This is a genomic window from Cupriavidus pauculus (assembly GCF_008693385.1).
In the GTDB taxonomy this organism is placed as follows: Bacteria; Pseudomonadota; Gammaproteobacteria; order Burkholderiales; family Burkholderiaceae; genus Cupriavidus; species Cupriavidus pauculus_D.
On sequence record NZ_CP044066.1, the window covers coordinates 196,407 to 221,311 of the forward strand.

Below are 24,905 nucleotides of genomic sequence, written 5' to 3' on the forward strand. Positions count from 1 at the left end.
CGATAGGCTGAGAAGGTCCAACACTTCTCCGTCGCCATGCACCTGCCCCCTCCTCCGTTGCTCCCGCCGCGCTCCGCGCCGGCCCCTAACGTCCAGCATGCCCTCGATCGCATGGACGCGCTGATCGACCCGGCATGCGGTCTGCTGACCAACCCCGCAAACTCCGCAACCGCGCAGGCCAGCCGCCGCGACATGGCACTCATTCGTGCTGCATGCACGTCCGCCGCCCTTCCACCGCCCGGGCCCTCTCCAGTCTCCGGACACTGGCGAAGTGGCAATGGCGTGATCTCATGCGGAACGCTGCGCATCTTCAGCGAGAACTTCGACACGAACCCAGCCGACCACATCAAGGCCGGCATCGTGCAATGGGTCTGCAACACGCTGAATGCCGCGCAACCGTCGCGCGCGCTCGCCGTGCAGCGGGACTGCGGGCCGGAATCCATCTATTCCCCGCCCCTCCATCTCGTGAACCACCTGGCCGCGCTGATCGCCGCGGATCTGCTGGGGCAGGCAACGGACGATGACCGGCTGCTGGTATCTATCCGTCTGGTCGAACTGCTCGTGCGCGCGAACACGCACCCGCGCTGTCCGCCGCCGCCGGACGAGGCCCGAGGCGGCCGAGCGCGAGCACCTAGGCTGCGCGAACTGCGGCACCGGCATTTACCACGCGCTCACAAATCCGCCCGCCACGAGCTAACGATGCCCAAGGACGATCGCTACTTTGGCAAGACCATCGACGAGCACTACGACGCCGGTAGCTGCTGGTTGTGCGGAAAATCCGTCGAGTACTCCCTGGGCTATCACACGCCTACGGGTGCGCACTGGGATTGTGTATCCGCGCTTCGAAGTCAGTTGGAGGATCTCGCCACCGACCGCCGGACAGTTCCGTATCTGGCCCGCGCCAACGGCGGCCACTACATCCACACCGTCGATCCCAGGACTGCCAGGTCGCTATGCGGGCACACCCCCAAGGACACGGCGCGACGCATGCGCTCGCGCGGCCGATGGATCGAAGTCCGAGACGTGCCGCGCGGCTACCGACGTTGCCCGCACTGCGAGCGCCTGGCCTCGGCCAATGGCGCCGTTGAGTATGAATCGGCCGACGCCACCAGTCGGCATGACGTCAAGAACACCGAAACCGACCGCGACACCCGCACGCGAGATTTATTCGAGGAAGAATCGCCATGAGTGAAAACAGCGCCATCGAGTGGACAGACCACACGTTTAACGCTTGGGAAAAAGGCTGCCAGAAGGTCGGCCCCGGCTGCGATCACTGCTACGCCGAGACGCACAACGCGCGATTCGCTGGCGGTCACGCCGTGAACTGGGGACCGGGTGCGCCACGCCGACGCACCTCCCCTTCGAACTGGCGGAAGATGATCCGCTGGAACGCCGCGCACGCAGCCTTCGCCGCAGTGCACGGACGGCGACAGCGAGTCTTTTGTGCCAGCATGTCGGATGTCTTCGACAACGAAGTGCCGATCGAATGGTTCGTCGACATGCTCGACGTCTGGCGTGTAACGCCGAATCTCGACAAGCTGGTATTGACGAAGCGAATCGGCAACGCCACGAGGCGGCTGGCGGAAGCCTTCGACGCCCTGATGATGCGCAACGACTGGGCGGACAACCCCCTTGTCCCGTGGCTGGCCACGTGGATCGCCGGGAACGCCCCTGCCGATATCTGGTTGGGAGCAACGGTCGTGAACCAGGCCGAAGCTGACCGCGACATCCCGAAACTGCTTCGGGTCCCAGCGAAGATCCGCTTCCTCTCCATTGAGCCGCAGCTCGGCCATATCGAGGTGTTCTCGACGCTCACGGGCGAGCTCCTCCACACATCCGGCAACAAATACGATCCGGGGGCAATCGACTGGATCATCGCCGGCGGCGAAAGCGGTCCGGGTGCGCGATTCACGCATCCGGCCTGGCCACGCTCGCTGCGCGACCAGTGCGCCGCGGCCCATGTGCCGTTTCTGTTTAAGCAATGGGGACGCTGGCACACTGCATTCGTAGATATCGGCACCGGTATATCCGTGTACCGCGAGTTCACCAGCTTCCAGCAATGGGTGAACAAGGCCGACACGTGGGTGGCAGGCGGCATCTGTATCGACCGGCATGGAAGGCAACTCGAACGCGGCGAGGATTTTATGCGCGCCCGCGATGAAACCGCCTTCCCGGTCACCGTGCTCCATGACGTTGGCAAGAAGGCCGCAGGGCGGCTCCTTGATGGCGTGCTGCACGACGCGTTTCCCGTGACGGCTTTGGCCTTCCGACGGGCAACCGAACCGAAGTGACAATGGCCCAGTACGACGACAACGAGCGCGAATACCCCGAGCCCGAGACGATCCTTGCCATCCGTGGAGCAATCAACACAGGACTACATGGTGGCCCCATGGGCCCGCCCGGACACTGGCTGAACGAATTCTGGCGAATTGGCGCAGCGCTGCGAGACCATACGGCCATGTTGCATGGTCAATTGGACACGGGACCTAGCGCGGGCGGTGACTGCTGACGTTTAGGTCTTGCTCGGCGGCCGACGGACCGCTCCCACGGCCGTCGGTAGTTTCGCGTTAGCCGGCGCGGCGCTCGTATTCGTTTCAGGGAATGCTGCGGCGTTCACACCTTACCGGAGAACACTGTCAGAGCCGTCGGAGGGGTCCCGCGCCGCGTCGGTGCATGGACGGGCGCTGCGGGGTTTCGATTAGCAAGTGCTTCATACACTCCGTAGCGAGCTGGAGAGGGAGCATTTCTGAGTCAGCCGACAGCATGACTGGATGGAGGTGCTTGGGAAGCCTCGACCCTAACCTGCGGCTGGCCTATTGCTGATGCTTTTGACGCAGTCCGTGGCGCCATTGCCTCGGCGCAAATGATCGTTTCAGTAACGGTCACGATGGGCTATACTTCACCGTTACTGAAACAAAAAGGAGCGAACGATGGCACGAGACGTTGCGTTACGTGTCCGGGAACACCGAGCCGCCAAGATCGCCAAGGGGCTCAAGATGCATCAAATCTGGTTGCCAGATACCACTGCGCCGGGCTTCGCTGACATGTGCCGACGGGCCGTGGAGGGCCTGAAGAACGCACCTGAGCAGCAGGAAGCCCAAGAGGACATTTACGCTCTCTTTGACATGGGCGACGACGAATGAAGCGTGGCGATATTGTGACGGTGGCAGCTAAGGGCAGATTCACAAGTAAGCCGCGCCCGGCCGTTATCGTCTCGTCTGACTTCTTCGAAGGGCATAGCTCTGTGGCGGTCGTACTCCTGACCGGCGAAGTGAGGGACATCCCGATGCTCCGCTGGACAGTTGAACCGAGCGCACAGAATGGACTGAAAAAGGCATCGCAGGTCCAGATTGACAAGATCACCGCAGTCGCAGTCGAAGACGTGGGCGAGCCGATCGGGCAACTGAGCACCGAAGACATGACAGAGATTACCCGCTACCTTGCGACGTACCTAGGCGTTAAGTAACGCAGCACAATGGCAAGGCCGGGACCTAGCCTCGGCGCATCCCATGTGGGGCAGCTATGGCTCAGACGCTTTTTGGCATTCGCGGGCCGCGTCTCTTCCTGAAGACGACGAGGAAGAGGCAAGTCTTCTTCCGGCCTACATGCAATAGCAACGGAACGGCGCGCGTGTGATTGCGTTAGCGAAGCTGACGTTGGGGGGAGCAGGACGCAGGGACGCTGCTCGCATTCGGGACGTGGCCCGCATCAAGGCCGTGAGTCTTCCCAACTCAGGAGTCGTGTAGGCCGCTGATCGAACAGGACAGCCTCAAACGCCTGATATGGAAGCGTCTCGGGCAGGCATAATCCCGGCTTTCAGCACCGGATTTGTGCCATGCCCAGCGGCCTCCTCCAATGCGCCCACTGCGACGGCGCCCCACTCTTCATCGCCGGCCGCCTGCAGGCCCTGATCGTCTGCGAAGAATGTGGGATCTCTACCCCACCCATTGACATGGACGGGCAGAACCGCGACGCCGCGTTCACTCAACTCAGCGCCATCTGGAACAACCGTGTCGAGCACCGCCCCGCCGACGCGACCGCCATCTCCATGACCGCGCGTCGCGCGTTGACGGCCTCCGACATCCCGTACTTCCTGAATCTTGTTGCCTTGACGGCGGCCGGCGATTGGGCAACGAATGGCCCGCGGCTGTCGGCCATGGCCGCAGCACTCGCGCAGCCAGGATACGAGTTTAAGCATGTCGATCCGCCCGAGACCGTCATCTCGCAGGCCGTGCGTTACCAGAAGCTGCTCAAGCGCGCCAAGATCATTTATGTGGACGGTGCCCCGATGGTTCGCTTCGAGCCGGTGCCCGCGCTTTGCGCCGAGATCGCCGAGGAAGCGCTGGCCGACAGGGATTGGCCGCTGCTGGATCTTCACGAGTACATTGGCAAGGCCATCGACGGCGTGCCAGACCACTGGCAGCCTTGACATTGCCACGCCGCGGGTAGGCTAGGTTTAACTCTGGCCATCAATTTCCCCAATGTTCCGCCGACCGCTTCTCATCTTCGCCCTCGCCCTGACCGCAGCAAATGCCAGTGGCAAGGAGTCCGCATCCTGTGCGCATGTACTGGAATCTGGCCAGCCTGCCGTTCATCGTTCGGCGGCTGAATCGCAACTGCTCTGCTACCGTGCCTTCGCGGTGCTCTACTCAGGCCAGACCCGGACCGCCCTATGGTCGGCCGAGCGGCTGACCGGGGCAGCGGCCGATGCGGCCCGCTCGTTGCCGCGCGATAGCGACTTCTACGAGGAGGCCCGCGTGCCTCCGGCCGATCGCGCGAAGCTGAAGGATTACGCCCGATCTGGAATGGACCGCGGCCACCTCGCTCCAAGCGGGGACTTCCCCGACAAGGCTTCGCAGGCCGAGAGCTTCAGCCTCGCCAACGTCGTACCGCAGGACAGAGATTCGAATCGCCGCACGTGGAGCCACATCGAAACGTCCACGCGGCGACTAGCGCGGCAATATGGCGTGATCCATGTCGTGACCGGCCCAGCGTTTACGCGGGACAGCCCGACGCTCAACGGTCGCATTCGGATCCCGGCGTTCCTCTGGAAGGCGATCTATGTGCCAGGCCTCGGCGCGGCCGCGTATGTTGTTCGCAACGACGCGACGCCGGCGTACAGCGTCACCAGCATCGAAGAGCTTGCGCAGTTCAGCGGCATCGATCCGTTTCCTGCGCTCGCCCGAAGCCAGCGCGCCGCCGCCATCGACCTCCCCCCGCCGGCGCCCCATCCGGGCGAAAGGGCCGCCCGGCGCGTTCCATTCGCGGCGCTTGTCTCCAGTGGCACCACGGATGTGGGCAGCAACATATCATTGGATGCGCTAGCTGCGCGCGCTGGCGCACTTGCCGGCCGCGTTACCGCTTACCTGAAGTAGTGGGTCCGATCGCGAAGAAAAACGTTCCTTTCGAACAATGCAAAAGAGGCGTCCGAAGACGCCTCTTTTGTGTTCCAAGCGCGGCGCCGTTATCGCAGCAGCCAGAATGCCAGTAGCCCGTAATAGAACGAGAGCGGTATGCCCGCGCCGAGAAGCGATGCCGCAACGAACCGCAGCCGGGAAGGTCGCGGTGCATGGGCCAACGCTCGCGCACGCTCCCTGACCGTCGGCACCATGCTGCGAACTGGAGCACTCGAGACCGCGTCGATATCGCAGCCCGCGAGCCACTCCATGTCAGAGTTATGGATCTCCCCAACGAAGAGCGATATTTCCTTCGCGCCCAGACGACGCGCTCGCTCCGTCGCAAACTCGAGCATGAACACGCTTCGCAACGGAATGTTGAGCTCAGGCTCGATCATCGCCAGCCATGCCCAATCCGGATCAGGGAACACCGGTCCACGCAAAGACCCAAGGCCCAGGCGCCGCCAGCAATTCTCTACGAGATATTCGTGCGGGCCGGGGAACCCAGCAAGCCTGCGGCGCTCGCCAGGCGCGATTTGGTGGAATGCGGCAGAGCCGCCAATGTCCTGCAGGCGCCGGGGGCCATCGCGCCCAAATCGATCGCGCCCGGTTCGTCGCTCACGCCAGCTGCTATACGCAACGCGAAACAATCTGGCGGGCGTCAACGCAGCTTTGAACTGCATGCGAAACGCATCCCGCAGCGGTATCTCGGTCCAATCGTCCATCTCGACCTGAATTCCGCGGTAGAGCTTGGAAAACTTCGTCTCACCGAATACCAGCTCCCCGGGGGCGCTCTGAATCGCTCGCTCGACCAGCGCCTTGTACTGGCGATTCGTGCCACCCGTCAGCCCGTGGAGCACCCCGAAGACATGGCATCGCACATCCGCGTAGTCGAAAGTCAGGCCGTCGATGCGCTGAGCGATATCCTCTTCGCCGGCGAGAACGTCCGAGACGGAAAGATAGGCTGGCGCGCAGGCAGCGGCGGCATCAGCCACGACCGCCTCCGTTTACAGCCTCCCTGAATTTCTGCCCAGCCTTGAATCTGACCGTCTTTGCAGCCGCAATTGCGATTTCCTCTCCCGTGCGCGGATTGCGCGCCATGCGGGCAACACGGGCCCCGGGATTGAAGGAGCCGAAGCCGACCAGCGACAGCGTCGCGCCGCTGGCAACCGCGTCGATGATCGCATTCAGCGTAGCGTTGAGAACCTGCTCGGCCTTGGCCTTCGACACGCCATCGACGCCCGCCGCGATCACGTCGATCAATTCCGCTTTGTTCACTTTAATTCTCCGCTAGGTTGGTGAACGGTCATTCAACCATGCGGGTCCTGCGGGCGACCGCCAAAACCAGTGCCATTTCCTCGACGTTTCTCAGTCTGGTCTGTCTTCCTCTAACCGCTGGCGAAACGGGACTTCGAGGAAGGACTTCAGCCCAAGCAGATATGCACTGCCTTGGCAGCATTCGCCAAGACTCTCTACGTCGGCTCGGACAAGCGCGGCGGCTAGCGACCTCCCGAGGCGCCTGCCCTGATCGCGACTTGGCAGCTTCAGCTCAGCAGAGACGCGGAAGATGCAGCCCGCCTCGTGTAGCTTGCTGGGTTCCTGCAGCCAACCGGCCCGCGTGAGCATCCGCTCCGCCAGCCTCGCGAAGTGCATCGCCACGAGATCACTCAAGTAAGTGCCGATGGCAGGATCGCGCTCCCACATCTCCCCCAGCGCCAGATAGGGATTCTCCGCAAGCCGGCCCTCGATGCCGATCTCGCGCTTGTCCGCGACATCGTAGGTATAGAGAAGGATCGTACCCCACGCGCTTCTCAACCCGCGCCTCTTCGCCACGCCTCCCCCCTGGCGGGACACCACTTGCCAGGGCCAGTCTGCAGTGGCCTCGGGCGTCAAGCCCTTCTCGAGCACGCGGGATATATCGCCGTCCGAGTACAACTTGTCTACATACATTGCAAGCTTTCGTGGATCCGGGCCGCCAAAGCCGAGAGACACGCTATGTTTATGTCGCGTTACCAAGGAAATAGGTCGAGCATGCTCGAACTTTCCGGCGCAACCATCTATCTCAGGACTGGTCTCCGGACTCATAACGCTCGAACAGCCGATAAAGTGCACGTCGGCTAATCCCCAGAGATAGTGCAGCCCGGCTCTTATTCCCCTGGTGCTCCGCAACAGCGTGAACAGCCTGCTTCGGACTGATCACAGGACGTCTCTTCGCCTCCTGCGTCGCGTAGGTAGACAAGTAGGCGTTGGCCTTACTGACACGACTGTGCCCCGCGGCCTCCGCCACCCGTCGCTGCCCTTCCCGGTGCACCTCACGATCAATTCTGTGTGAGCCTTCCTTGATCGGCGCGAGCGCACCGGTGATGTCCGAATAAAGTCCTTGCAGGTACTCGTGGCGCAGGCCGTGCGCAGTCCGTCCCAACCGGCCGTCTTTCGTTACGCCATGTTTGGCCAGCAGATCGTAGAAGTGATCGGACCAGGAGTCATAACTGTGCGCATCAGGAATAGTGGAACCCGTCCGGCTGTTCGTGAAGCGTGCGGCGATCTCCAGCAGGTCATATTGCTCTTTTGGCCGCGTGATGGGGACGGGCCGGCTCCTGCCGCCCTTCGACCCCTCGCTGACATAGATGGCACCGTCTCGCAGATCCCGCACGGGCCGGAATTTGAATGCCTCCTCAACGCGAAGGCCGAATTTCCACATCAGGCGTAGTTGAACCCCTGCAAGGACATCTTCTGCCTCGACTCTCCGGATCTCTGCTTCGATATCGATGCCCTTCGCCGACCAGCTCAGATCGTCTTGCGCTGTGTAATAGCGTTTCAAGCCTGCTGCTTTCCTATCCACGTAGCCTTCGAGCGTCAGCACGAGATTCGGCTTTCCCATCCAGTGGGCGATCGCCCGCAGGTACGTCAGCTTGTTCTCAATCGTACCGGCCGTCTGCCCCTTCTTCACCCAATACGTCACCAGCCACGCCACGTGCTTGTGACGGATCGACCAGGGCGACTCAATGGCATACCCACCGTCGTTCCGCAGCTCACGAATCGCCGCACATAAGCCGACGAGCCGATACTCCTGCGTTTTAACGCTCAGTGCATTTCGACTACGGCGCGTCTGGCTGTGAATCCGATCGACATTGTCCTCAAACAATGCGATCAACTCGCTCTCAAGGCGCTTTGGGAAGCCGTAGCTACGGATCTTCCCCCGGTAGTCAATTCTGATGCCCATCCTGTCTTTCCTGTTGCTCGTGCTGAGCCGCCGCGCTACGCGTTTCCGCGCACTTTGCTGTCCCATCCCGCAGTTGAAAGCCCCGTTCATCCAACCGCCGCCGACTGATTGTCCCCATCGGCACAGGGCACTGCCTTCCTATCCTTTAGCGATAACATCGATCAACCAGACACAGGGAAGAACTGTGCTCCGGCTGCCCGTGAAGCTGCCCAAGCGGCTCGCGCCGCCCGGTCTCCACGGATACCCCGCCTGCCGCGTGCATGACGCGTTCCGCAACCCGCGGACGTTCCGGGGTCGCAAGCCTGCTGGGCAAATCGTTCTTGCGCATTCTGTTCCGGCTGCGCCTACCGGTCGTCATGTGAAGGGATTCGCGATAGCCGAAGGCCCAATCGCTTCCAATCCCCCGTCCCCAAGTCGATTCACCTTGGCCGCAGTGTGTCGGGCCGCCTGAACCGTACCCAGCGCTATCGCTGTAAGGACGTATCTTCCGTTGGATGATGGGTGTGCGACTGTGCGCCTCCCAATCGGTCTCAATATGTTCCAGCGCACGCTTGGGCGCTGAGATCGAGTGTTATCGCGGTGTGCAGCCTTCCTCAGTGTCGGCCACTTTCTGCTTGATTAGACTGAAAAAAATGCCGGTTCAATTTCCGGCGGGCACAGTGCGGCTTCGCGAGGTTCTTCGCACGGAAGAACCGGATGCCGTTGTTGCCGCGCGAAGGCGGCGAGGTCGATGCGTCGGGGACGCGGTAAGAGCCCACAGAATAGCCGAACACCGGCGCATCGAACAACCGAAACGCGCGCGATTTTGGGAGGTTTCGACGACTTGACATTGAATTCTGCTCGGTAGAGTTGGTGACATAGGGAGGCACTAGGTGGACCTATCGGTGAGCATCTGTCAGTTGCTCGCCGATAGTCACCGAAGCATCTGCCATCAACTGTCAGATACCGGACGAAAGTCACCGGATCTGTCAGATTGAATCGGGCATTCCCTGTTCGTCATCAACCTCGCAACAAACCTCCCGGAGCGAATCCATGCAGCAACAGTACGGCGAATCGAAGATCGCAAAGACTGCCACCCTTGCGGTCGATGTGGGCTATGGCAACACCAAGACCGCCTTTGCGCTCGGTTCCGAGATCAAAACGAGCATGTTCCCTTCGCTCGCCCCGCAGGCGGCCACCTCGAGCCTCACGCCCGAAAGCGGCACGATCTTCCAGGCGCGCAAGGTGGTCAATGTCACGGTGGACGGCGCCCGGTATGAAGTCGGGCCCGGCGTGTCGCTGAGCGGGGCGTACAACACCGGACGTGCGCTGGCGGAGGATTACGTCACGACGCCGAACTATGCGGCGCTTCTCGCTGGAGCCCTCTTCTACTCCGGCGCTGCCGAAATCGATCGACTCGTCCTTGGCCTGCCGGTTCACAACACGCAGAAGTACGCCGGCTTCCTGCGCGACCGGTTCGTCGGTCAGCACGACTTCGGCTGGGGCGAAGTAATTGTGAAATCTGTGATGCCGCTACCGCAGCCCCTCGGCACGCTCGTGACCTACATGCAGCAAAGCGGCAAGCAATACGACCCCGAAAACTCGTATCTCGTGATCGACGTGGGGTACTTCACGACGGACTGGATCGTGGCCCGCGGCTACACGATGGACGATACCCGCAGCGGTGGCGTACCAGGTGGCGCGGCGCGCGTATATCAGCAGATCGCCAGCCTGATCGCGGCCGAGCAGGGTCAGCCGTTTGACGCGATCGAGCGCGTCGATCACGCGCTGCGCACGACGGGCAAGCTGCTGTTCTACAAACAGGATCTCGAACTGAGCCGCTACCTCCCCGAGGCAATGGCTGTCACCAATCCGGCGATCAAGGAGCTGCAATCGCGGGTGGGGCGCACCGATGATATCCGGGCCGTCATCCTGACCGGCGGCGGTGCGGCCCTCTACGCGCCGACGATTCGCGCGGCCTTCCCGCTGAACGACATTCACATGATGGACTCGCCGTGCTTCGCCAACGTGCGAGGTTTCTACACCATTGGCGCCGCACGTCAGGCGACCAAGGCGGCCGCTTGATCGACGGGGGGCACATATGGACAAGCTGGAGATGAAGGTCACGCTGACGTCCGACTCCACGCCAGAGCTGCTTCGCTATCTCAGCGGAATCTCCAGCGCCCGGGATCGCGCATTCATCCTGAAGCGGCTCGCAACCGTCGGGCTGTCGATGCTGGGCGACGGCGCGGGCGCCGACGCGATGCTTCTGCCGTCACCGTCCGCCGCATTGCCGACTGGGCGTCAGCCCGAAGCTGTGGAGCAACAGCAGGCTATGCAATCGACGCCGGCCGAGAAGACGCACGCCCCCGCGACGGTGCTTGAGCCTGCGGCAGTACCCTTGGCCCGTCCTGCGTCGGTGTCCCGCCCCGTCAATGATGAGGCAGTGGGCCAGCCAGATCCGGAGGACGCTCCTCTGGCTCTGGGATTCGACTTTCTGGATCTTGATGCCCTCAACGCAGCCACCGCTCAATTCGATTGAGGACTTGACATACATATCCCTCTGGCAAGCTTGTACTATCTCTTAACAAACCGAGGAGTAAAGATGTTCGATTACCTGTCCACCACCGCTGACGTGAATCGCTTTGTCTTCTACGTCGCAATCGGCTTCTGCGTCCTGCAAGCCGTCATCGAGGTCTACAAGGTGGTTCGCCGCCGTAACTAACACCTCGAGCGCGCTGAGAAATAAAAAAAGCCCCAGCAATGCTGGGGCTTTGTTCGTCAGGGATGGGCAAGCTTCAGTGAAGCGTGCCGTGGGCCAGGCAGAAGTCAGCGGCCGAGTCGAAGGACAGATTGCCTTTGACGAGCGTAAGATCGCGCGAGGGCTCGCGGCGATACACGTGAAAGAATTGCGCTTCCGACTGGATCGCCGGAACGTCGGACGTACCAGTCCGCCGCATCGCGTGAATCTGCAACTTGTTGACGATCGCGGTGAAGCCTTTTTGCGGCATTGCATTACTCCTGAGAGAGAGCCTGCCGAGGTAAAGATCCGCCCTATGGGACGAACCCACAGGGCAGAAGATAAAAAGAAGCCGCCTCGAGGGCGGCGACGAATCAGGCTGGGACGACTTGCTGCGACATCTGGCGCAACTGATGAACGGTGCGCCATTCATCGCAGAAATCGGTGCCACGCACCTTGGGTCGGTGCATCACGACCTTGAAGCCGGCTTGCCGCAAGCGCTTCTGCAATACCAGTGCATCGGCCATGCCGGGCGACTTGTGGGTCTCCGGATCAATGGCATCGAAATCGGCAAAGATATGGACCGTTTCGATGCCAAGGCCTTGCGGCACCACGAACTGGCTGAGCAGCACCCGGTTCAGGCAGTACCAGGTGGGGACGCCGAATTGCATGTATGCGGCATACGCCGTTTCCATGCCTTCGGCAATTCCGAGCTCACCATTGCGTGGCGCCATCAGCCGCACTGCGCCGCCCGCCGGCGGCAATGCCGAAACATCGTTGCGCTTGGCAGGTAGCACCTCTCCGTCCGGCGTGATGACGATGGCTTTCTCCGGCTTGCGGGGATCCAATGACGTTCGATGCACGGTCGCCATACGGCCGTCAGGCAGCGTGAACTGCGCAACGATCGTAGGGTATCGGCCGACCACCCGCTTCTCGTACCAGTAGTCCTGCACTGCGAGCCTCAAGGCCTGCGGCCGTGGTGCTCGCAAGCCCGGAATGCGGGCCGCAAGATATCGCATGGCATGGTCGCCAGCGGACAAGCATGATGCGGTCGCCCACTGCTTCTCGATCCTGCGCAGCTTGGTCGCCGAGTCGGCCCGCGTTCGAGCGGGGCTGGCCCCGGATGTCGCAGGCACGCGGGCTTCGATCGGAGCACCGTTGAGGATCCGCTTCAACTCCGAATACGACATTTCGGTGTAGCGGCGGACAAGCTCAAGCCCGTCGCCTCCGGCCGGACTGCCGTCATTGCACTTGCGACACACCCAGTCACCGCGACCACGGTTGCGGGTATAGGTGAAGCGGTCTTTACCGCCGCACATCGGACAGGGGCATGGACGCCCGCGCCAGAAGGCATCCGTCAGGACGCCGGCTGGCAGGTACTGAGCAATGAGGGCGTCCCACTGCTCAGACTTCCAGCTCTTAACAATGTCACTGATAGCTTTCATGGGATGACTCCTTTTGGGAGTGGTGGGTCGATGCCTGAGACAGGCGAAGGAACGCTTGCTCAAAAGACATCCCGGCGGCGAGCCAGAAGGTCTTTTCAGCATGGCGTTTGCGGTTGAGCGAAAGGGAGATGCGCTGCGGGACGGCAGCCAGGAGGAAGGAAAGAACTGCTACCGGAAAACCGGCAGCAGGAGGAACGTGTAACGGTTGGCGAACCCCGGATCAGCGTCGGAACGGAATGCCGTCCAACGCCAGGGGCGCCGCAAAGGGAATGTCGTCGTCCATATCTCCGAAGCCGCCATCGCGCGGTGCACCGCCGCCGCCATAGCTTCCAGCTGACTGCTGTTCGCTGTTGGAGGGCTGGCGCTGCTGGCCGCGGCCCGCGCCTCGCTGGGAGCCTCCGCCGTACGCCCCCGCATCGGCGCCGTCGTCATCGCCCGGCCGGCCACCCCGGCCCCCCAGCATCTGCATCTGGTCGGCCACGATCTCGGTGCTGTACCTGTCCTGCCCCGACTGATCCTGCCACTTACGTGTGCGGATGCGGCCTTCGATATAGACGGAAGAGCCCTTCTTCAAGTACTGGCCGACGATCTCCGCGAGCTTGCCGAAGAACGCAATGCGATGCCACTCGGTGGCTTCCTTAAACTCGCCGCTTTGCTTGTCCTTGTAGCGGTCGGTCGTCGCGAGCCGGATGTTGGCCACGGCGTCGCCGCTGGGCATGTAGCGGACTTCAGGGTCTGCCCCGAGGTTACCGACGAGGATGACTTTGTTGACGGATGCCATGTAGTTCCTTCAGTGGATGCGATTGATTGACCAGACCCAGCGGTCCCAAAGCTTCTGCTGGTTGGTCGCACGATCAATAATGGGACGCCCGGTCTTCTGATCGAAGGCCGGCACTTTTTCCTTATGAAGCCGGCGAATGCCAACGCGCTCGCCTAGCTCGCAATGGGCGCTGGCCAGGACGTCCTTGAGGCCTTCGCCCTGCAGCACCTTCTCGCCAGCACTGGTTTCGAGCTTCACGGCGAACGAGGTGTAGGTCGGCTTGCCGCCCGGCTTGGGCTTGCGATTGGGAAACTCCATCTCGCCCCACTCCACCAGCTTTCCGACTGTGTAGTTGGACGAGGAAGCTTCAGCAGCGCGCGGTTTGACATGAGGCTGCGCGACGGCGTACTCATCGCGCGCCGCTCCACTGGGTTGCGTCTCCGGCTGGGCGCTCTTTCGAGCGGGCTGGATCGATTGCATCCTCGCGTCACGCACTACGTCTTCAGCGACCTTCTGCGGCGTGACGCCAGGCTGATCGTAGGTGCGAACCTTGCTCCAGCGCGGCACGACGTCGGGCAGTAGCTTGTTACCGAATGCGGTGTGGCGAATGCGACGATCGAACTCGGCCACGAAGTGCACCACGCGATCTCCTTCATCTCGAAACAGATGAGGGATGCCATCGATCTGCATGTGGAACTCGTTATCGGCGCCAGTGCCGACCGCGATCATGTCCGCCGGCGAGGGGTGGTCGCTCTGGAGCTCAGCACGGTCGCTGACCAGCGCGGCAGCGACCTGCTTGATTAGATTGAGCAGTGACATGGGGATTTCATAATAGAGAGCCGTAGCACTGGCGCTTGACCTCCTCGAGGACAGCCGTCAGGCGAGCGTGACCAAAGACAACGTCTTGCAGGACGTCAGGGCTCACGCCGCTGATGTCGCAGACGTACTTGTAGGGAATGGCGCCATCCCAGAACCCGAAAATCCAGCCGATCGTCATGAAGAGCTCTTTGCGATCGACGGCTTCGTTACGGATGCACTCCCGGAACAGCTTTGCGCAGTCCAGCAGCGATTCGGGCATGTTGACGCCATGGCGGCTGCCACAGGCGAGGTCGATGAGCGCATCGGTCAGGCGCTCGCGCAGCGACTCGTCGACTGGCTCTCGCCGGCTGCGATCCGTCGGGGGAGGAGCAACGATGGCGGTCGCTTCTCCGAAGAAGTCCAGTTGCCATCCTGCGTTGGTTGTTTCCATGATGGTCTCCGGACGGGCGTCCGAAGACCCACCTGCCGGCGGGTATCGGATACCCGCGACAGGTGGAAGAAGGCCGCCCGGGAACCGGGCGGCGGTGGATCAGGGACGGTTGTCCGTCCCGGTTCGACGAATCGGTGTCACAACTGCCGAGCGTTCGTACTTGCGCTCGGGCTGCTCCTCCGGTTGAGGCGCGTCGGCTTTCGGCTTGGACGGATAGTCCGGCATCGATACCTTCGGTGCTGCAGGGATGCTGCGGCTGCTGTTGACGGCCTTGTTGTACAGATACGAGATCCCAACGACCGTCACGAATACACCGACGGGAAACGACTGGGATGCGAGATACAGCACCATGCAGAGCACGAGCAGTTGCAGGGGGCGCTTGACGAGATGAGCAAGGGATTCCACGGTTTCTCTCCGAAACATTGCAAGGGATGGTCCTGACGGATGTCAGGCGCTGGTTCGATGCTCAATGAGCAAGGAAGCCCGTGGACTGCGCGCGTGAACGCACTTGCGTCATGCCGCGGCATGGCGCAAAGGCGCTGGTGCTGGGGAAAGAAGGGAATGGGCGAGCGGCACGTAGCCAACTTCGCGCTGATCGATGCGTGTGGACGCGGTGTTCCGTAAATCCTAGCCGAAGATTCGAGGCTCAAGAACCCGGAAAGCTCACCAAAACCATACGTCTTTCTGCCGAAATAGGTCGAGCATGCTCGGTAGATTTCATAATACGAAACAAATGTATCTTCAGAACGGATACAAACGATTTAGATATTACTTAGATCTGATCTTCTTTTTATGCAGCTCTATCCCGTAAGTTGGGGGTAACTCACTAAAGCTGTCCTTTCTCACCCCGATAAGACGCATACATGTAACCGTCTTAAGGCCGCCTTCCGAAAAAGGGGCCCGAAAAAACGTAGCTTTCTGCCGGCTGCTGTGGCCGGGCGTTTCGTAATCTCTGCGGAGGCTTGACAACGCAAATCAAACGCTACGCTGGTTGTCATGTTCATCAACGAGAGTGAAACATGCCAGAAAAGAAGAAGAAACTTGATGGTCTATCGGTGCCGCCTGCGGAGTCGGCCAAGAAAGCCGATATCGTAGATTTTCCTGTCTCACGCCTGCAGGCCTCCATGGACGCTCGGTTGCGCGAGATCATGGGCCCCAGCCTCAGCGAGGATCAGCTTGGCCGCCTTGGCGACGCCATCCATAACATTCGGCGGGTGCGCGAGAAGATCGAGCGCGCGCTGCTCGAGATGGGCTCCGAGTTGCAGAACATTCATGACCTGTCGATGGAATCGGTCATCGGGGAGTTCGGCGACACGCGCGGGGCGCGGATGCGTGGCTGGACCAAGTTCAATCAACTCGCGAAGGAACTGCTCGAGCTTCAGCCCAACCAGGCGAAGCTGTATCTTGGCCTGTATGTCCGCTTCCAGAACCACAATGGCGCACTGAGCAAGCTCAATACCGGCGAACTGATGATCCTGCAGCCCGCCGAGTACACCGATGAGGAAGTCGACGCTGTCATCGAGTTCAAGGACACCGACCCAACGTACCGCCGCGGGAAGATCCGTGACTTCATCAAGCAACTGCGACGAAAGCACGAGCAGGTCATCGATGTGTCCACCCGTCTGGACATTGCAACCTCTGAACTTGCCAACACGGTTCAGGACAATGCTGACAAAGACCTCGAAATCCGTCGGCTCAACGAAGAAGTATCGCGGCTTGCTGCGGAGCGCGATGCCGATCGCGATGCCCTGAGTCACGTGCGCGAAGAACTCACCCGGCATAACCATTCGCAGAGCATGCAGCAGATGCGTATCCAGGATCTGGAGCGCGAGACCCGGGAGTTGCAGGAGCGCGTAGCGAGCGCGCGCGCGAATGCGCGCACCGAGACGGTGGAGGTACCGATTGTCCCCCCCGGCTACGCTACGATCGAAGAGGCGCTGGCCGCGAAGAATTCGGAGTTGGAAGCAGCACGGAGCCAGCTTGCCGATATCGAAAACCGGCGCCTCGGGATCGAACAAGAGATCAAGGACCGCGCTAGCGTTCTGGATCGTCGCGCGAAGGCCGACGGCGCACTCGCGACGCTTGTCGATCAGTTTGAGAAGACGGTCTCGGCGTTCGCGGCCACGCAACTGGCCGTGCAGATGGACGGCAGCGTCGATCAGTTCCAATCGACGCTCACGGTGCTTGACAGCATCGTGGGTCGCCTCCACGCAGATATTCGCGCTGCCCTCCAAACTCGCTGATCAGACCTGCCATGCAACAACAATCTTTGACGGCGGATTTTGAGCGCCTGCAATTGACCCGAATGACGTGCGATCGCATTCGTTCGGCCAACTACCATCTCACCGCTCACCTCGCCGAAGCGCTGAGCGCGCACCCCCAGCTGGATGCCGTTCTGCACATTGATCGCGCGCATATCGACAAGCTGCGGAAGGCCGAGGCAACGCAACGGGACCTGATGGGTACGCCCTTCCTCGTTGTGGTACCGACACTCATGGACGTGCACGACTGGAAGTGTCTGACGGAGGGTACGACTACCACCGTCGCCGTGGACAAGCTCCGCCACCAACTGCCCAAATGGAGCAACGACGACAAGCTTCGCCTCTTCTTCAACAACCGCCATTACATCTGGCTGATGGTCGAGCTGCTGCATGTGAGTATCCTCGCTGCGCCGCTCCTCGGCATCAGCAAAGAGCTCGCCGAGTACCTTCGATCGCTGCCGCAGCACGTTCTCGACATGGTTATCGCGAAGGTCGATTTCCCGATCTTCCGCTGGTGCCTCGACAACAGGCGCTTCTGGATCGACTTCGAAACATCGCGCCTGTCCTCGGATGCGATCGGCCACCATTTCTTGGCCACCGTGCCCATCCGCGCCGATCGGATCGAGGCGAACCAGAGTTGGACGAACCTCCGCCTCGACCCGTTGAAGAAGAAGGTCTACGGTGAATTGATGATCCGGCAATACTGTCGCGCCTCCACGGTCACGTCGCTGCTCGGTATCAATTCGACCAAGACTCGCCAGCTCTTCCAGTCAATTCATGGAGCCTCTTCGCCGACGGGTCAGCTGCCGACCTCGACAGCATGGTACTTCGAACAACCGTTGCATCGCATGCAGGCAACGATGATGGTGACGCTGTACCGGATCGGTCTCGCCTTTGGGGGCAGTGTCCCTGAAGCATTCATTGCCGCCTACGACTTGTTCGACAAGTTCTTCGGCCCCGATTCGCGGATCTCCGCAGACCGGGCGTGCCACATCTGCCGATCGATGTCCACGGACACACAGCTGGACCTTGCCCCCTGCCGAAGTTGCCGCACCCCTTACCTTATCGCCAACACAGCGCCCAAGATCGAGCTCAGCAACAGCTTCTCGTGCCCGGGCTGCAGCGGGGCGCTGGGGAACGGACAACTCGGCCGCCGTCGCAAGCAATAAGAGAGGGAAGCCATGGAATTCGTACTCAAGAAAATGCTCGAGATCGCGTTCTTGCACGTGCTCCCCTGCTATTTCGCCTTCAAGTGGGCGAAAAGAGTCGGGAAGAATCCGTGGATGTGGGCGGTGCTCTGTTTCCTATTTTCGTACTTCGCACTGTTCTTGTTCGGCTTTCTACAGAACCGCAAGCGGCTACCCACCTACGAGGAATACCGCAGGGCGCATCCGAGCCACACCACGGCGAACGGCGTCTCCTGCAGCGAATGCGGATCGCGCAGCATCCGCATGTGGCGTCACCAGGTGTTCCTTCATGTGTACCAGTACCACCGGTGCAATCATTGCGGAACCACCCTTTATAGATCGCGTTAGATAGCCTTACCCCCCGCAACGGGGGTAAAGGATAGACGTCAGACCGCCGTTGTAATAGCGGTCGCGGTTCTTGTATCCTTGCGATCCTGTCGAATTTGTTACTTCCCAACGATGCGCCTGCTCCTCGCTATCCTGCTCCCGTGGTTCCAGTTCTTCACGATCGGGCGACCGTTCGCCGGGATCATCTGCTTCATCCTTCAAAGCACCATTATCGGCTGGATTCCGGCGGCGATCTGGTCCACCTACGCGCTGAGCCAGTACAAGACTGATAAGAAGATTGAGGCCGCTCTCAACAATCGCGGCCGCTAGGCATTTGGCACGACTTGACATTGCCGCTCCGTCTGTAGGATGAAATCAGGTAGTCCGACGGGTCTGCCACTCATCCAAACTCTGAGAAAGAAGAAATCATGCAAAAGAACAAGATCTCCTTCGCGGGCCTTACCACTCTGGCTGCTCTCGCACTGTCCGCCTGCGGTAGCGGCGGTGGCGATGCACCGGCAGCTCAGCAACCCGGCAATACTGCTCCGCCTGCTCCGGTGATCACCGTGCAGGGCACCGCTCCGTCTGTGTCGGCTGACCCACTGGCGTTCGTCTATGTGCCTGTGGACGCCTCGTCCAGCGGCTTCTCGTCTCGAGCAGGCGCGACCGCGAACGCGCCTGCATCGCTTCAAGCCGTCACTGGCGAAGGCGCTTACAAGACCATCGCTGGCAACACTGCCAGTGCCCTCAGCCTGACGGCCGGCGTCATCACGGACGTAAGCGGTGACGGTCAATATTCGATTGGGCGTTGGACGAATGGCACGACCGGCATCGGGACGATCAGCGCGAATCAAGGCGCCCATTACGTGGTAGGACGGCCACTCGCGCTGGCCCGTGTCGCAGGCCCGACCGCGACACTCTCTTGTACTCTTAAGGCAGCGACTCTTCCGACCGCCGTGTCCGGGAACTTCCCCGCTGGAAAGGTCAACGCCGCTACCGCTCTTATCAATCTAAATGGTCCGCTGGTGGACACCCTTTCGATTGACCTCTCGATCGGGTCGGACCATGTGACCAAGGCCTTCTCCGGTGTCGCGGTCACCGGTGCTAACCTTTCGGCTAGCGGTGCGCTTCTGACCGAAACGATGGGAACGGACCAGGCAGCGCCCTACCTCTCTGTCGGCTACACGGTGGCGACTCCCTCTAGCGGCGACGTGGCCGGCACTATCGTGCTGAAGTGTCAGTGACCTATGTCCGCAAGACTTATGGAAGCCGGCTCACGCCGGCTTTTTTATTCCTAGTTGCCGTTGGATCCCCCGTTTGCGGTAGAGCCGGCGAGCCACGAAATGGTCCCCACAGGGCACGGTTGTCCGTAGGCGCCGAAGCTCGCTTCGTTCCCTTGGCCGCCAGGCCACAGGATGCACAATCCCCAACCGGATTGCTGGCTATTCATAGACAGCTTGCTCCAAGTTGCCACGACTGTTCCTTGGCCGGCTCCGCTGGCGGCTCGCCACACCCCATTCTGACATGACAACGATTTGCCATTAGGGTCGCTGCGAATCGCACCCTGTGGATCTCCGCACCCCTGGCCCTCCGAGACCTTCTGTGACGGATCAAGCGAAGGGATGAGAGCACCGGACGCCGTGATGTAACCTGCGGCCGAGACGCTGCCGTATGACGCTATCGAATTGCCTGCGATCTGATTTGCGGTCATCGCACCGGCGACGTAGGCACTGCCATTCGACTGAACGTAGTTTCCGTACACTCCATTCCCGCTGACATTCGCCCCTGCGCTAACATTCCCGTCAGCGATGAGGCTGCCATTTGCAGTTACATTGCCCCCAGCTCCGACACTGCCTGCGGCCGATACCGAACCATTCGACTGGAAATTCCCCACCCGATTCATCGCCTGATTATTGGCGTCCATCGGACCCGTCAGGTTCAGCGAGCCATCACGCTTGTAGAACTGGTTCATCGACTGCGCAAGTAGCGAGCTCGAGCCCGTGCGCATTGCCAGCACGCCGGACGGCTGACCCGCCACCGGGTTCACGGCCGACCAGCTGGCGGACATGCCCGTGATCGTCGCCGGCGTCTCCGCATAGGAGACGCCCGCATCCTGCCCCGCTTTCGCGACGGCAAGGCCAAGCAGGTCAGTCCGCACGCCACCCGTCGCGTCACGGTAGCCGGCGGTCGAGTACACCAGTCCGGGGATCGAGCATGCGCTCAGGTCCGCGCCGCAGTTTGCCGGCTTCAGATCGATTCGGAAGGACAACCCCAGCGGGCTCACATCCGAGTAGCCGATCGGCAGCAGATCGAAGTTGATCAGATCCTGCACCGTCGGGTGAAGCGGGCTCTGTATGCCAATGGTCTTGCCGCCGACAGTGAGGTTCGTGGGCCCTGCGGGACTCTTCGCGAGATCCGTGAAGGCCTCGAACGTATAGGTGTTCGCCGCGGCCGCAATATTGGCCATGTAGTTTCCAGTCCCGATAGACTGGATCTCCTCCACCTCGGCGTAGGTCCACGCAACCGATCCCAACAGCCCCACGCTGCTCAGTGCGAGGCCCAGGGCGTAATTCGACATCAGCATTTCCACTCTCCTATGCCAAAGCCCGGCCATCGGCCGGGCGTGTCATGCATGACGGTTGTGATCGGTCAGGACATGTAGAGATCGATCGTGTTGCTGTCGCTGCTGCAACGCACCTCGGTCATATTGACGCTGCTGCCGACATCTTTGATCGCCGTGCCATTGACGACGATCTTGCCCGCGCTGCTCTGGAATGCCGCCGCAATCTGCGTGCACGCCGCATCAGGCTGATTCGGGATCGTGTACTGGACGGAGTCGTTGGTGGTCAGCAGCTTCCCCGGCGCGATCGTCAGCGAGCCGCCGCCCGGCTGCACCGTCACGGTGTTGCCCTCCACCGTCATCGTGGTCAGATCCTTGAACGTGCCGTTGCCCACGACTGCGGCAATGGTCACCGTGCCGTAGCGCCCGCGATAGTTCGTCTTCACCTTGCCCATCACCTTGTTGAGCTCGGTCGTGAACTGCTGCACCTGCGAATCAGTCGAGTTGCCGGAGAACAGTACGAGGATGGCAACGAGCGAGAAGGCGACAAGCAGCAGGTAAAAGCCGTATTCGTCAAGAATGCCGCCGTGCTGGCCACGCAGCCGCGGGTTGATGCGGATGCGCTTCCATTGTTGAGCACGGCTCACCGTGCTGAGCGCGTTGGCGTTGTCCGCGATCGCGGCATCGCGGCTGTCGTTATGAGTTTGGCGATTGGTTTCCATGTTGCGTGTCATCAGTTGGATGGGAGGTGGGAGGGGCTGATACTCTTTTGATGCGTGCGAATGCCATTGGTCTGCATGCTCTGCTTGAGCTCACGCGCCATGAAGGCAGGCATGAACGCGAGCGCCGTGATAAGCAGAATGAGCAGGATCGATGCGCGGCGGTTGAACTTCGAGGCCTTATGCTCGAGTTCGCGCGGCGCGGCTTCCAGGACCGTCATCGACACCGTGTTGAGCATCTTCGACAGATCGTCTTCGTACTCGGCGATATCCTGAATCCGGTAGGTCGTGTCGCGGTCGAACAGACCCGTGTCAAACAGCTTCCCGCCGGCGTTGGGCGACTCTTCGAGCATCGCTTCCATGCGGCGGATGTGTTGCGCCAGGTAGGGATAGGCGTTGCTGCGCATCATCTCCAGCGCGTTGGTCAGGTTGTTCATGTCACCGCCGAAGTTCTGCGTCACGGCCGACATGCCCGCCAGAAACTGCGCGCCCTGAAACCTGCGGAAGAAGTCGAAGACAATGACCTTGCGATCGAGCCATTCACGATACGGACCGGTGTAGTGGCGCAGCGCCCGCACGACCCACCACACCGCCGCGGCCTCGCCGATCAGCACCAGCCAGCCCCACTCGCGAAGGAAGGTCGTGCCGACGTGGAACGCCTTCGCGATCGGCCCGTAAGCCTCCACCGGGAGCAGGTTGGCGAAGCTGCGGTCGAGCATCGGCGCGACCATGAACGCCATCGCGCCAAGATAGACGTGCAGAATGATCAGCGTGATGCCGACGCTCGCCAGCATGAGCAGGATGTTGGACTTGGCGCTGCTCATGGCGCGCAGGTTCTCCGCCAGCCGGAACAAGCCCTGCTTCACGTCACCGCCCTGCTCGGCCACCGCGATGATCGCGAGATCTTCGTCCGGTACCGTCCCGCGAAGAATCTCGGCGAGGCGAGACTCCTGCATCTGACCGTCAAGACCCTCATAGCGCGCGAGCCAGAGAGACGCCAGCAGGCCCAGCGGCTCGCCCGCGCGGCGCGCGGCATCCTTCGCAAAGTGGTTCGCAATCGCCTCGCCCGGCATCTTCTCGATGCGCATGGCCAGGTCGTAGTAGTAGTCAGCGCGCTTGGCCGAGAACTCGAGCTTTGCCCACCACAGCTTGTCCGGAAAGCGGCCGGTTGCACCGCTGAGGCTTTGCGAAGCCGCCGCGTACTTCCTGCGCTTGAACGCCGCCAGGGCTTCTTTGATTCGGTTCATCATGCGCGGGCTCCATTCATGCGCTTGAGTTTGGCCTCATAGGCATCGAGCGAGAGAATCCGCTCGGCCTGCCGGGGATCGACCGTGCCAGCGAAGACGTGGTACATGGCGACCTCGAACACCGATTTGCCAGTGCAGTCCGGAATGTCGAAGCCGGTGGTGCGCTTCTCGCGTTGATGCGCCTGCAACTCGATAGCGCGCGCATCACGGATGTACATGAGGTCGAGCTCGTCGGGTTCGAACATCTCTGCGGCCATGACGCGCCCACGGATGCCATTGAGATCGGGCAGATTGGCGCGGCGGCACTTCGGACAGCCCTCTTCACGACGCACGCGGATGCCCTCGACGTCGAACTGAAACAGCCGCTCGATCTGGCGGAGCTTTGCCGCGCCGAGGATGGCCTTCGCTTCGTCGCCGTGATGACCGCACTCGCACGTCTTCGCCAGCAGCGCCTGATACACGTAGAGGTTCACGAATCCGGGTGTCGCGAGCACGCTGCGGGGAATCTGCAATTCGCTGTCAGCCAGGCGGTCCGTCGCCGCGGTGGCGGACGGCGCGTGCACCGTCGTCATGGCGCGCAGACCCGCGCCGGCGACGTCGCGGAAAAGGCCAGCCGATTCGAAGTCGCGCACCTCGCCGATCATGACGAAATGCGGGTTCATCCGCTTCAGTTGGCGCTTCGCGACGATGAAAGGATCTTCCGCACGGTTGGAGCCGTCGAGTTTGCGAGCCACCGAGAAATGGTGCGTTCCATGCGCCATCAGTTCGACCGGGTCTTCGATCGACATCTTGTTCATCCATCCCGGCAGGCGCTGCATGACAGCGTGCGCGGTCGTGGTCTTGCCGGAGCCGACCGTGCCGACAAGCACCACACCCCCGCCCATCTGCATCGTGCAGCGGTCGATGACGTCCGCCTGCTGCTGGAAGAACGCGAGATCCTTCACGAAGTCCACCTGAGTCGTCGTCGCATTCTCGGGATTCATCCGCATGACCGTCACATGGCCATCCGCGCTTTGCATCGACGCCCACCGAAACACCATCGGGACGCCATCGACGGCAGTCCGGATGCTGGTCTGCTGCGGCAGCACGCGGCTGAAGACGCCATGCGAGCCGCCCTTACCCTTCTGGTAGACGTGCGACAGCATGTCGAGCAAGTCGGCTGTCCGGACACGAAATTCGGGCGGCAGCACCAGGTGCCCATCGATCGCGAACCGAATCTGCGACAACTCGCTGTTGTCCTTCACTTCGAAGTGGATGTCGGAGGCCTGCTCGCGCTTGGCGAACTCGGCCGCAGCGAGGAACGTCTGCCAGAGCCCATTCGCGTTGCGCAGACTGGTCGTCTGGACACCATCGATCCGCGCGCTGCCCTCCACGCCGCGAGACAGAGCCGTCATGACCTGTGGGGTCGCGGCGAAGAACAGCGGCTCGGCGGCATCCCACCGCAGGCGCGCCTGCCGTACGATTTCGTCCGTGAAGTCCGAATGTCGCATCTCGTCGAGCAGGATCAGGGCGAACTTGCCCCGTTCGCCGTCTGCCGGCGACTCCATCAGCACCGGGCAGATTTGATGGCGCAGAGACTGGGCCATGCCAAGATCGTCATACAGCGCCCGGACGAACGGAGGCAGTTCATCTGTGGTCTGCACCTCTGCTACATCGGCGCTGCCCGTCGGCAAGGCGGGCTCATGCCGTGACGGCTCGGCACGGGCGGGCGCCGCCGGCCGCGCCGGGGCGTTGCCGGATAGCACCATGATCCCGCTGGAGGCTTCCGGCACGAGTGCCTTTCTCGATCGATCGAAGAATCGCATGATCGCT

The 24,905-nt window shown here is 61.5% G+C and carries 27 protein-coding genes; 13 read left to right on the top strand and 14 right to left on the bottom strand.

The features are described 5' to 3' along the window. The first annotated feature begins 111 nt into the window (after positions 1-111). The 6 genes from FOB72_RS17980 to FOB72_RS18010 all read left to right on the top strand — a co-directional run bounded on the left by FOB72_RS17980 (position 112) and on the right by FOB72_RS18010 (position 5,375). A complete protein-coding gene (locus FOB72_RS17980) occupies positions 112-1,188 on the top strand; it encodes a hypothetical protein (RefSeq protein ID WP_150374103.1) in 1,077 nt (358 codons plus the stop codon). Then, the gene (locus tag FOB72_RS17985; protein WP_150374104.1) at positions 1,185-2,291 is read left to right on the top strand and encodes a phage Gp37/Gp68 family protein; all 1,107 of its coding nucleotides are present in this window, start codon (positions 1,185-1,187) and stop codon (positions 2,289-2,291) included. The genes FOB72_RS17980 and FOB72_RS17985 overlap by 4 nt, the downstream gene beginning before the upstream one ends. Positions 2,292-2,930: 639 nt before the next feature. After that, positions 2,931-3,143, top strand: coding sequence for an antitoxin MazE-like protein (locus FOB72_RS17995; protein ID WP_150374106.1), 213 nt, complete (start codon positions 2,931-2,933; stop codon positions 3,141-3,143). Next, positions 3,140-3,466 (top strand): type II toxin-antitoxin system PemK/MazF family toxin, encoded by a 327-nt coding sequence (locus FOB72_RS18000; RefSeq protein WP_150374107.1) that lies wholly within the window; start codon positions 3,140-3,142, stop codon positions 3,464-3,466. Before FOB72_RS17995 ends, FOB72_RS18000 begins: the two co-directional genes overlap by 4 nt. A gap of 369 nt (positions 3,467-3,835) precedes the next feature. Continuing rightward, positions 3,836-4,429, top strand: coding sequence for a hypothetical protein (locus tag FOB72_RS18005; protein WP_150374108.1), 594 nt, complete (start codon positions 3,836-3,838; stop codon positions 4,427-4,429). A 52-nt stretch (positions 4,430-4,481) separates the two neighbouring features. Continuing rightward, positions 4,482-5,375, top strand: a complete 894-nt coding sequence (locus FOB72_RS18010) for a DNA/RNA non-specific endonuclease (RefSeq protein WP_150374109.1) — start codon at positions 4,482-4,484, stop codon at positions 5,373-5,375. Between the two features lie 89 nt (positions 5,376-5,464). Here FOB72_RS18010 and FOB72_RS18015 read toward each other — a convergent pair whose 3' ends face one another. From FOB72_RS18015 to FOB72_RS18030, 4 genes are all read right to left on the bottom strand, one after another. Further along, a complete protein-coding gene (locus FOB72_RS18015; RefSeq protein WP_150374110.1) occupies positions 5,465-6,391 on the bottom strand; it encodes a hypothetical protein in 927 nt (308 codons plus the stop codon). Further along, complete coding sequence (locus tag FOB72_RS18020) at positions 6,384-6,674, bottom strand: HU family DNA-binding protein (RefSeq protein WP_150374111.1); 291 nt, start codon at positions 6,672-6,674, stop codon at positions 6,384-6,386. The genes FOB72_RS18015 and FOB72_RS18020 overlap by 8 nt, the downstream gene beginning before the upstream one ends. A 90-nt stretch (positions 6,675-6,764) precedes the next feature. Beyond that, positions 6,765-7,346: a hypothetical protein gene (locus tag FOB72_RS18025; protein WP_150374112.1), complete on the bottom strand. Its 582-nt coding sequence runs from the start codon at positions 7,344-7,346 to the stop codon at positions 6,765-6,767. Between the two features lie 112 nt (positions 7,347-7,458). After that, positions 7,459-8,619 carry an integrase domain-containing protein gene (locus FOB72_RS18030; RefSeq protein ID WP_150374113.1) on the bottom strand — a complete coding sequence of 387 codons (1,161 nt, stop codon included), beginning with the start codon at positions 8,617-8,619 and terminating at the stop codon, positions 7,459-7,461. A 1,032-nt stretch (positions 8,620-9,651) separates the two neighbouring features. Between FOB72_RS18030 and FOB72_RS18035 the strand changes: the two genes are divergently transcribed. Together FOB72_RS18035 and FOB72_RS18040 are read left to right on the top strand one after the other, a co-directional pair. Continuing rightward, complete coding sequence (locus tag FOB72_RS18035) at positions 9,652-10,683, top strand: PRTRC system protein D (RefSeq protein WP_150374114.1); 1,032 nt, start codon at positions 9,652-9,654, stop codon at positions 10,681-10,683. A gap of 16 nt (positions 10,684-10,699) precedes the next feature. Then, the gene (locus FOB72_RS18040) at positions 10,700-11,140 is read left to right on the top strand and encodes a hypothetical protein (RefSeq protein ID WP_150374115.1); all 441 of its coding nucleotides are present in this window, start codon (positions 10,700-10,702) and stop codon (positions 11,138-11,140) included. A 256-nt stretch (positions 11,141-11,396) separates the two neighbouring features. Here the strand turns inward: FOB72_RS18040 and FOB72_RS18045 are convergent, their stop codons facing one another. The 6 genes from FOB72_RS18045 to FOB72_RS18070 all read right to left on the bottom strand — a co-directional run bounded on the left by FOB72_RS18045 (position 11,397) and on the right by FOB72_RS18070 (position 15,197). Further along, positions 11,397-11,609, bottom strand: a complete 213-nt coding sequence (locus tag FOB72_RS18045; RefSeq protein ID WP_150374116.1) for a hypothetical protein — start codon at positions 11,607-11,609, stop codon at positions 11,397-11,399. A 103-nt stretch (positions 11,610-11,712) separates the two neighbouring features. Then, positions 11,713-12,783: a primase-helicase zinc-binding domain-containing protein gene (locus FOB72_RS18050; protein ID WP_150374117.1), complete on the bottom strand. Its 1,071-nt coding sequence runs from the start codon at positions 12,781-12,783 to the stop codon at positions 11,713-11,715. A gap of 220 nt (positions 12,784-13,003) precedes the next feature. Beyond that, entirely contained in the window at positions 13,004-13,564 is a 561-nt protein-coding gene (ssb, locus tag FOB72_RS18055; protein WP_150374118.1) for a single-stranded DNA-binding protein, read from the bottom strand. 9 nt (positions 13,565-13,573) lie between these two features. Further along, a complete protein-coding gene (locus tag FOB72_RS18060; RefSeq protein ID WP_191002261.1) occupies positions 13,574-14,362 on the bottom strand; it encodes a hypothetical protein in 789 nt (262 codons plus the stop codon). Positions 14,363-14,369: 7 nt separating this feature from the next. Continuing rightward, positions 14,370-14,792: a hypothetical protein gene (locus FOB72_RS18065; RefSeq protein WP_150374119.1), complete on the bottom strand. Its 423-nt coding sequence runs from the start codon at positions 14,790-14,792 to the stop codon at positions 14,370-14,372. A 99-nt stretch (positions 14,793-14,891) separates the two neighbouring features. After that, positions 14,892-15,197, bottom strand: coding sequence for a hypothetical protein (locus tag FOB72_RS18070; RefSeq protein WP_150374120.1), 306 nt, complete (start codon positions 15,195-15,197; stop codon positions 14,892-14,894). A gap of 614 nt (positions 15,198-15,811) precedes the next feature. On the opposite strand from FOB72_RS18070, the gene FOB72_RS18075 reads away from it, so the two are divergent. The 5 genes from FOB72_RS18075 to FOB72_RS18095 all read left to right on the top strand — a co-directional run bounded on the left by FOB72_RS18075 (position 15,812) and on the right by FOB72_RS18095 (position 19,811). Beyond that, positions 15,812-17,035: a hypothetical protein gene (locus tag FOB72_RS18075; RefSeq protein ID WP_150374121.1), complete on the top strand. Its 1,224-nt coding sequence runs from the start codon at positions 15,812-15,814 to the stop codon at positions 17,033-17,035. Between the two features lie 11 nt (positions 17,036-17,046). Then, positions 17,047-18,222, top strand: a complete 1,176-nt coding sequence (locus FOB72_RS18080) for a FlhC family transcriptional regulator (protein WP_150374122.1) — start codon at positions 17,047-17,049, stop codon at positions 18,220-18,222. Between the two features lie 12 nt (positions 18,223-18,234). Further along, positions 18,235-18,588: a hypothetical protein gene (locus FOB72_RS18085; RefSeq protein WP_223851547.1), complete on the top strand. Its 354-nt coding sequence runs from the start codon at positions 18,235-18,237 to the stop codon at positions 18,586-18,588. 111 nt (positions 18,589-18,699) lie between these two features. Then, positions 18,700-18,897 carry a YqaE/Pmp3 family membrane protein gene (locus FOB72_RS18090; protein ID WP_150374123.1) on the top strand — a complete coding sequence of 66 codons (198 nt, stop codon included), beginning with the start codon at positions 18,700-18,702 and terminating at the stop codon, positions 18,895-18,897. 98 nt (positions 18,898-18,995) lie between these two features. Continuing rightward, positions 18,996-19,811, top strand: a complete 816-nt coding sequence (locus tag FOB72_RS18095; RefSeq protein WP_223851548.1) for a hypothetical protein — start codon at positions 18,996-18,998, stop codon at positions 19,809-19,811. A gap of 50 nt (positions 19,812-19,861) precedes the next feature. Here the strand turns inward: FOB72_RS18095 and FOB72_RS18100 are convergent, their stop codons facing one another. From FOB72_RS18100 to FOB72_RS18115, 4 genes are all read right to left on the bottom strand, one after another. Continuing rightward, on the bottom strand, positions 19,862-21,151 hold the full coding sequence (locus tag FOB72_RS18100) for an adhesin (RefSeq protein ID WP_150374124.1): 1,290 nt from the start codon (positions 21,149-21,151) through the stop codon (positions 19,862-19,864). A 65-nt stretch (positions 21,152-21,216) separates the two neighbouring features. Then, positions 21,217-21,849 carry a type 4 pilus major pilin gene (locus FOB72_RS18105; protein ID WP_150374125.1) on the bottom strand — a complete coding sequence of 211 codons (633 nt, stop codon included), beginning with the start codon at positions 21,847-21,849 and terminating at the stop codon, positions 21,217-21,219. 11 nt (positions 21,850-21,860) lie between these two features. Then, positions 21,861-23,096: a type II secretion system F family protein gene (locus FOB72_RS18110; protein ID WP_150374126.1), complete on the bottom strand. Its 1,236-nt coding sequence runs from the start codon at positions 23,094-23,096 to the stop codon at positions 21,861-21,863. Next, on the bottom strand, positions 23,093-24,898 hold the full coding sequence (locus FOB72_RS18115) for an ATPase, T2SS/T4P/T4SS family (RefSeq protein WP_150374127.1): 1,806 nt from the start codon (positions 24,896-24,898) through the stop codon (positions 23,093-23,095). Before FOB72_RS18115 ends, FOB72_RS18110 begins: the two co-directional genes overlap by 4 nt. Positions 24,899-24,905: the final 7 nt, after the last annotated feature.

What these genes read in the sequence shown, in the direction of transcription:
- FOB72_RS18040 (WP_150374115.1), top strand. Translation starts at nt 10,700, where the DNA reads ATGGACAAGCTGGAGATGAAGGTCACGCTGACGTCCGACTCCACGCCA.
- FOB72_RS18110 (WP_150374126.1), bottom strand. Translation starts at nt 23,096, where the DNA reads ATGATGAACCGAATCAAAGAAGCCCTGGCGGCGTTCAAGCGCAGGAAG.
- FOB72_RS18005 (WP_150374108.1), top strand. Translation starts at nt 3,836, where the DNA reads ATGCCCAGCGGCCTCCTCCAATGCGCCCACTGCGACGGCGCCCCACTC.
- FOB72_RS17995 (WP_150374106.1), top strand. Translation starts at nt 2,931, where the DNA reads ATGGCACGAGACGTTGCGTTACGTGTCCGGGAACACCGAGCCGCCAAG.
- FOB72_RS18025 (WP_150374112.1), bottom strand. Translation starts at nt 7,346, where the DNA reads ATGTATGTAGACAAGTTGTACTCGGACGGCGATATATCCCGCGTGCTC.
- FOB72_RS18080 (WP_150374122.1), top strand. Translation starts at nt 17,047, where the DNA reads ATGCAACAACAATCTTTGACGGCGGATTTTGAGCGCCTGCAATTGACC.
- FOB72_RS18035 (WP_150374114.1), top strand. Translation starts at nt 9,652, where the DNA reads ATGCAGCAACAGTACGGCGAATCGAAGATCGCAAAGACTGCCACCCTT.
- FOB72_RS18100 (WP_150374124.1), bottom strand. Translation starts at nt 21,151, where the DNA reads ATGCTGATGTCGAATTACGCCCTGGGCCTCGCACTGAGCAGCGTGGGG.
- FOB72_RS17985 (WP_150374104.1), top strand. Translation starts at nt 1,185, where the DNA reads ATGAGTGAAAACAGCGCCATCGAGTGGACAGACCACACGTTTAACGCT.
- FOB72_RS18045 (WP_150374116.1), bottom strand. Translation starts at nt 11,609, where the DNA reads ATGCCGCAAAAAGGCTTCACCGCGATCGTCAACAAGTTGCAGATTCAC.
- FOB72_RS18090 (WP_150374123.1), top strand. Translation starts at nt 18,700, where the DNA reads ATGCGCCTGCTCCTCGCTATCCTGCTCCCGTGGTTCCAGTTCTTCACG.
- FOB72_RS18065 (WP_150374119.1), bottom strand. Translation starts at nt 14,792, where the DNA reads ATGGAAACAACCAACGCAGGATGGCAACTGGACTTCTTCGGAGAAGCG.
- ssb (WP_150374118.1), bottom strand. Translation starts at nt 13,564, where the DNA reads ATGGCATCCGTCAACAAAGTCATCCTCGTCGGTAACCTCGGGGCAGAC.
- FOB72_RS18095 (WP_223851548.1), top strand. Translation starts at nt 18,996, where the DNA reads ATGCAAAAGAACAAGATCTCCTTCGCGGGCCTTACCACTCTGGCTGCT.
- FOB72_RS18010 (WP_150374109.1), top strand. Translation starts at nt 4,482, where the DNA reads ATGTTCCGCCGACCGCTTCTCATCTTCGCCCTCGCCCTGACCGCAGCA.
- FOB72_RS18075 (WP_150374121.1), top strand. Translation starts at nt 15,812, where the DNA reads ATGCCAGAAAAGAAGAAGAAACTTGATGGTCTATCGGTGCCGCCTGCG.
- FOB72_RS18050 (WP_150374117.1), bottom strand. Translation starts at nt 12,783, where the DNA reads ATGAAAGCTATCAGTGACATTGTTAAGAGCTGGAAGTCTGAGCAGTGG.
- FOB72_RS18060 (WP_191002261.1), bottom strand. Translation starts at nt 14,362, where the DNA reads ATGTCACTGCTCAATCTAATCAAGCAGGTCGCTGCCGCGCTGGTCAGC.
- FOB72_RS18105 (WP_150374125.1), bottom strand. Translation starts at nt 21,849, where the DNA reads ATGGAAACCAATCGCCAAACTCATAACGACAGCCGCGATGCCGCGATC.
- FOB72_RS18085 (WP_223851547.1), top strand. Translation starts at nt 18,235, where the DNA reads ATGGAATTCGTACTCAAGAAAATGCTCGAGATCGCGTTCTTGCACGTG.
- FOB72_RS18115 (WP_150374127.1), bottom strand. Translation starts at nt 24,898, where the DNA reads ATGCGATTCTTCGATCGATCGAGAAAGGCACTCGTGCCGGAAGCCTCC.
- FOB72_RS18030 (WP_150374113.1), bottom strand. Translation starts at nt 8,619, where the DNA reads ATGGGCATCAGAATTGACTACCGGGGGAAGATCCGTAGCTACGGCTTC.
- FOB72_RS17980 (WP_150374103.1), top strand. Translation starts at nt 112, where the DNA reads ATGGACGCGCTGATCGACCCGGCATGCGGTCTGCTGACCAACCCCGCA.
- FOB72_RS18000 (WP_150374107.1), top strand. Translation starts at nt 3,140, where the DNA reads ATGAAGCGTGGCGATATTGTGACGGTGGCAGCTAAGGGCAGATTCACA.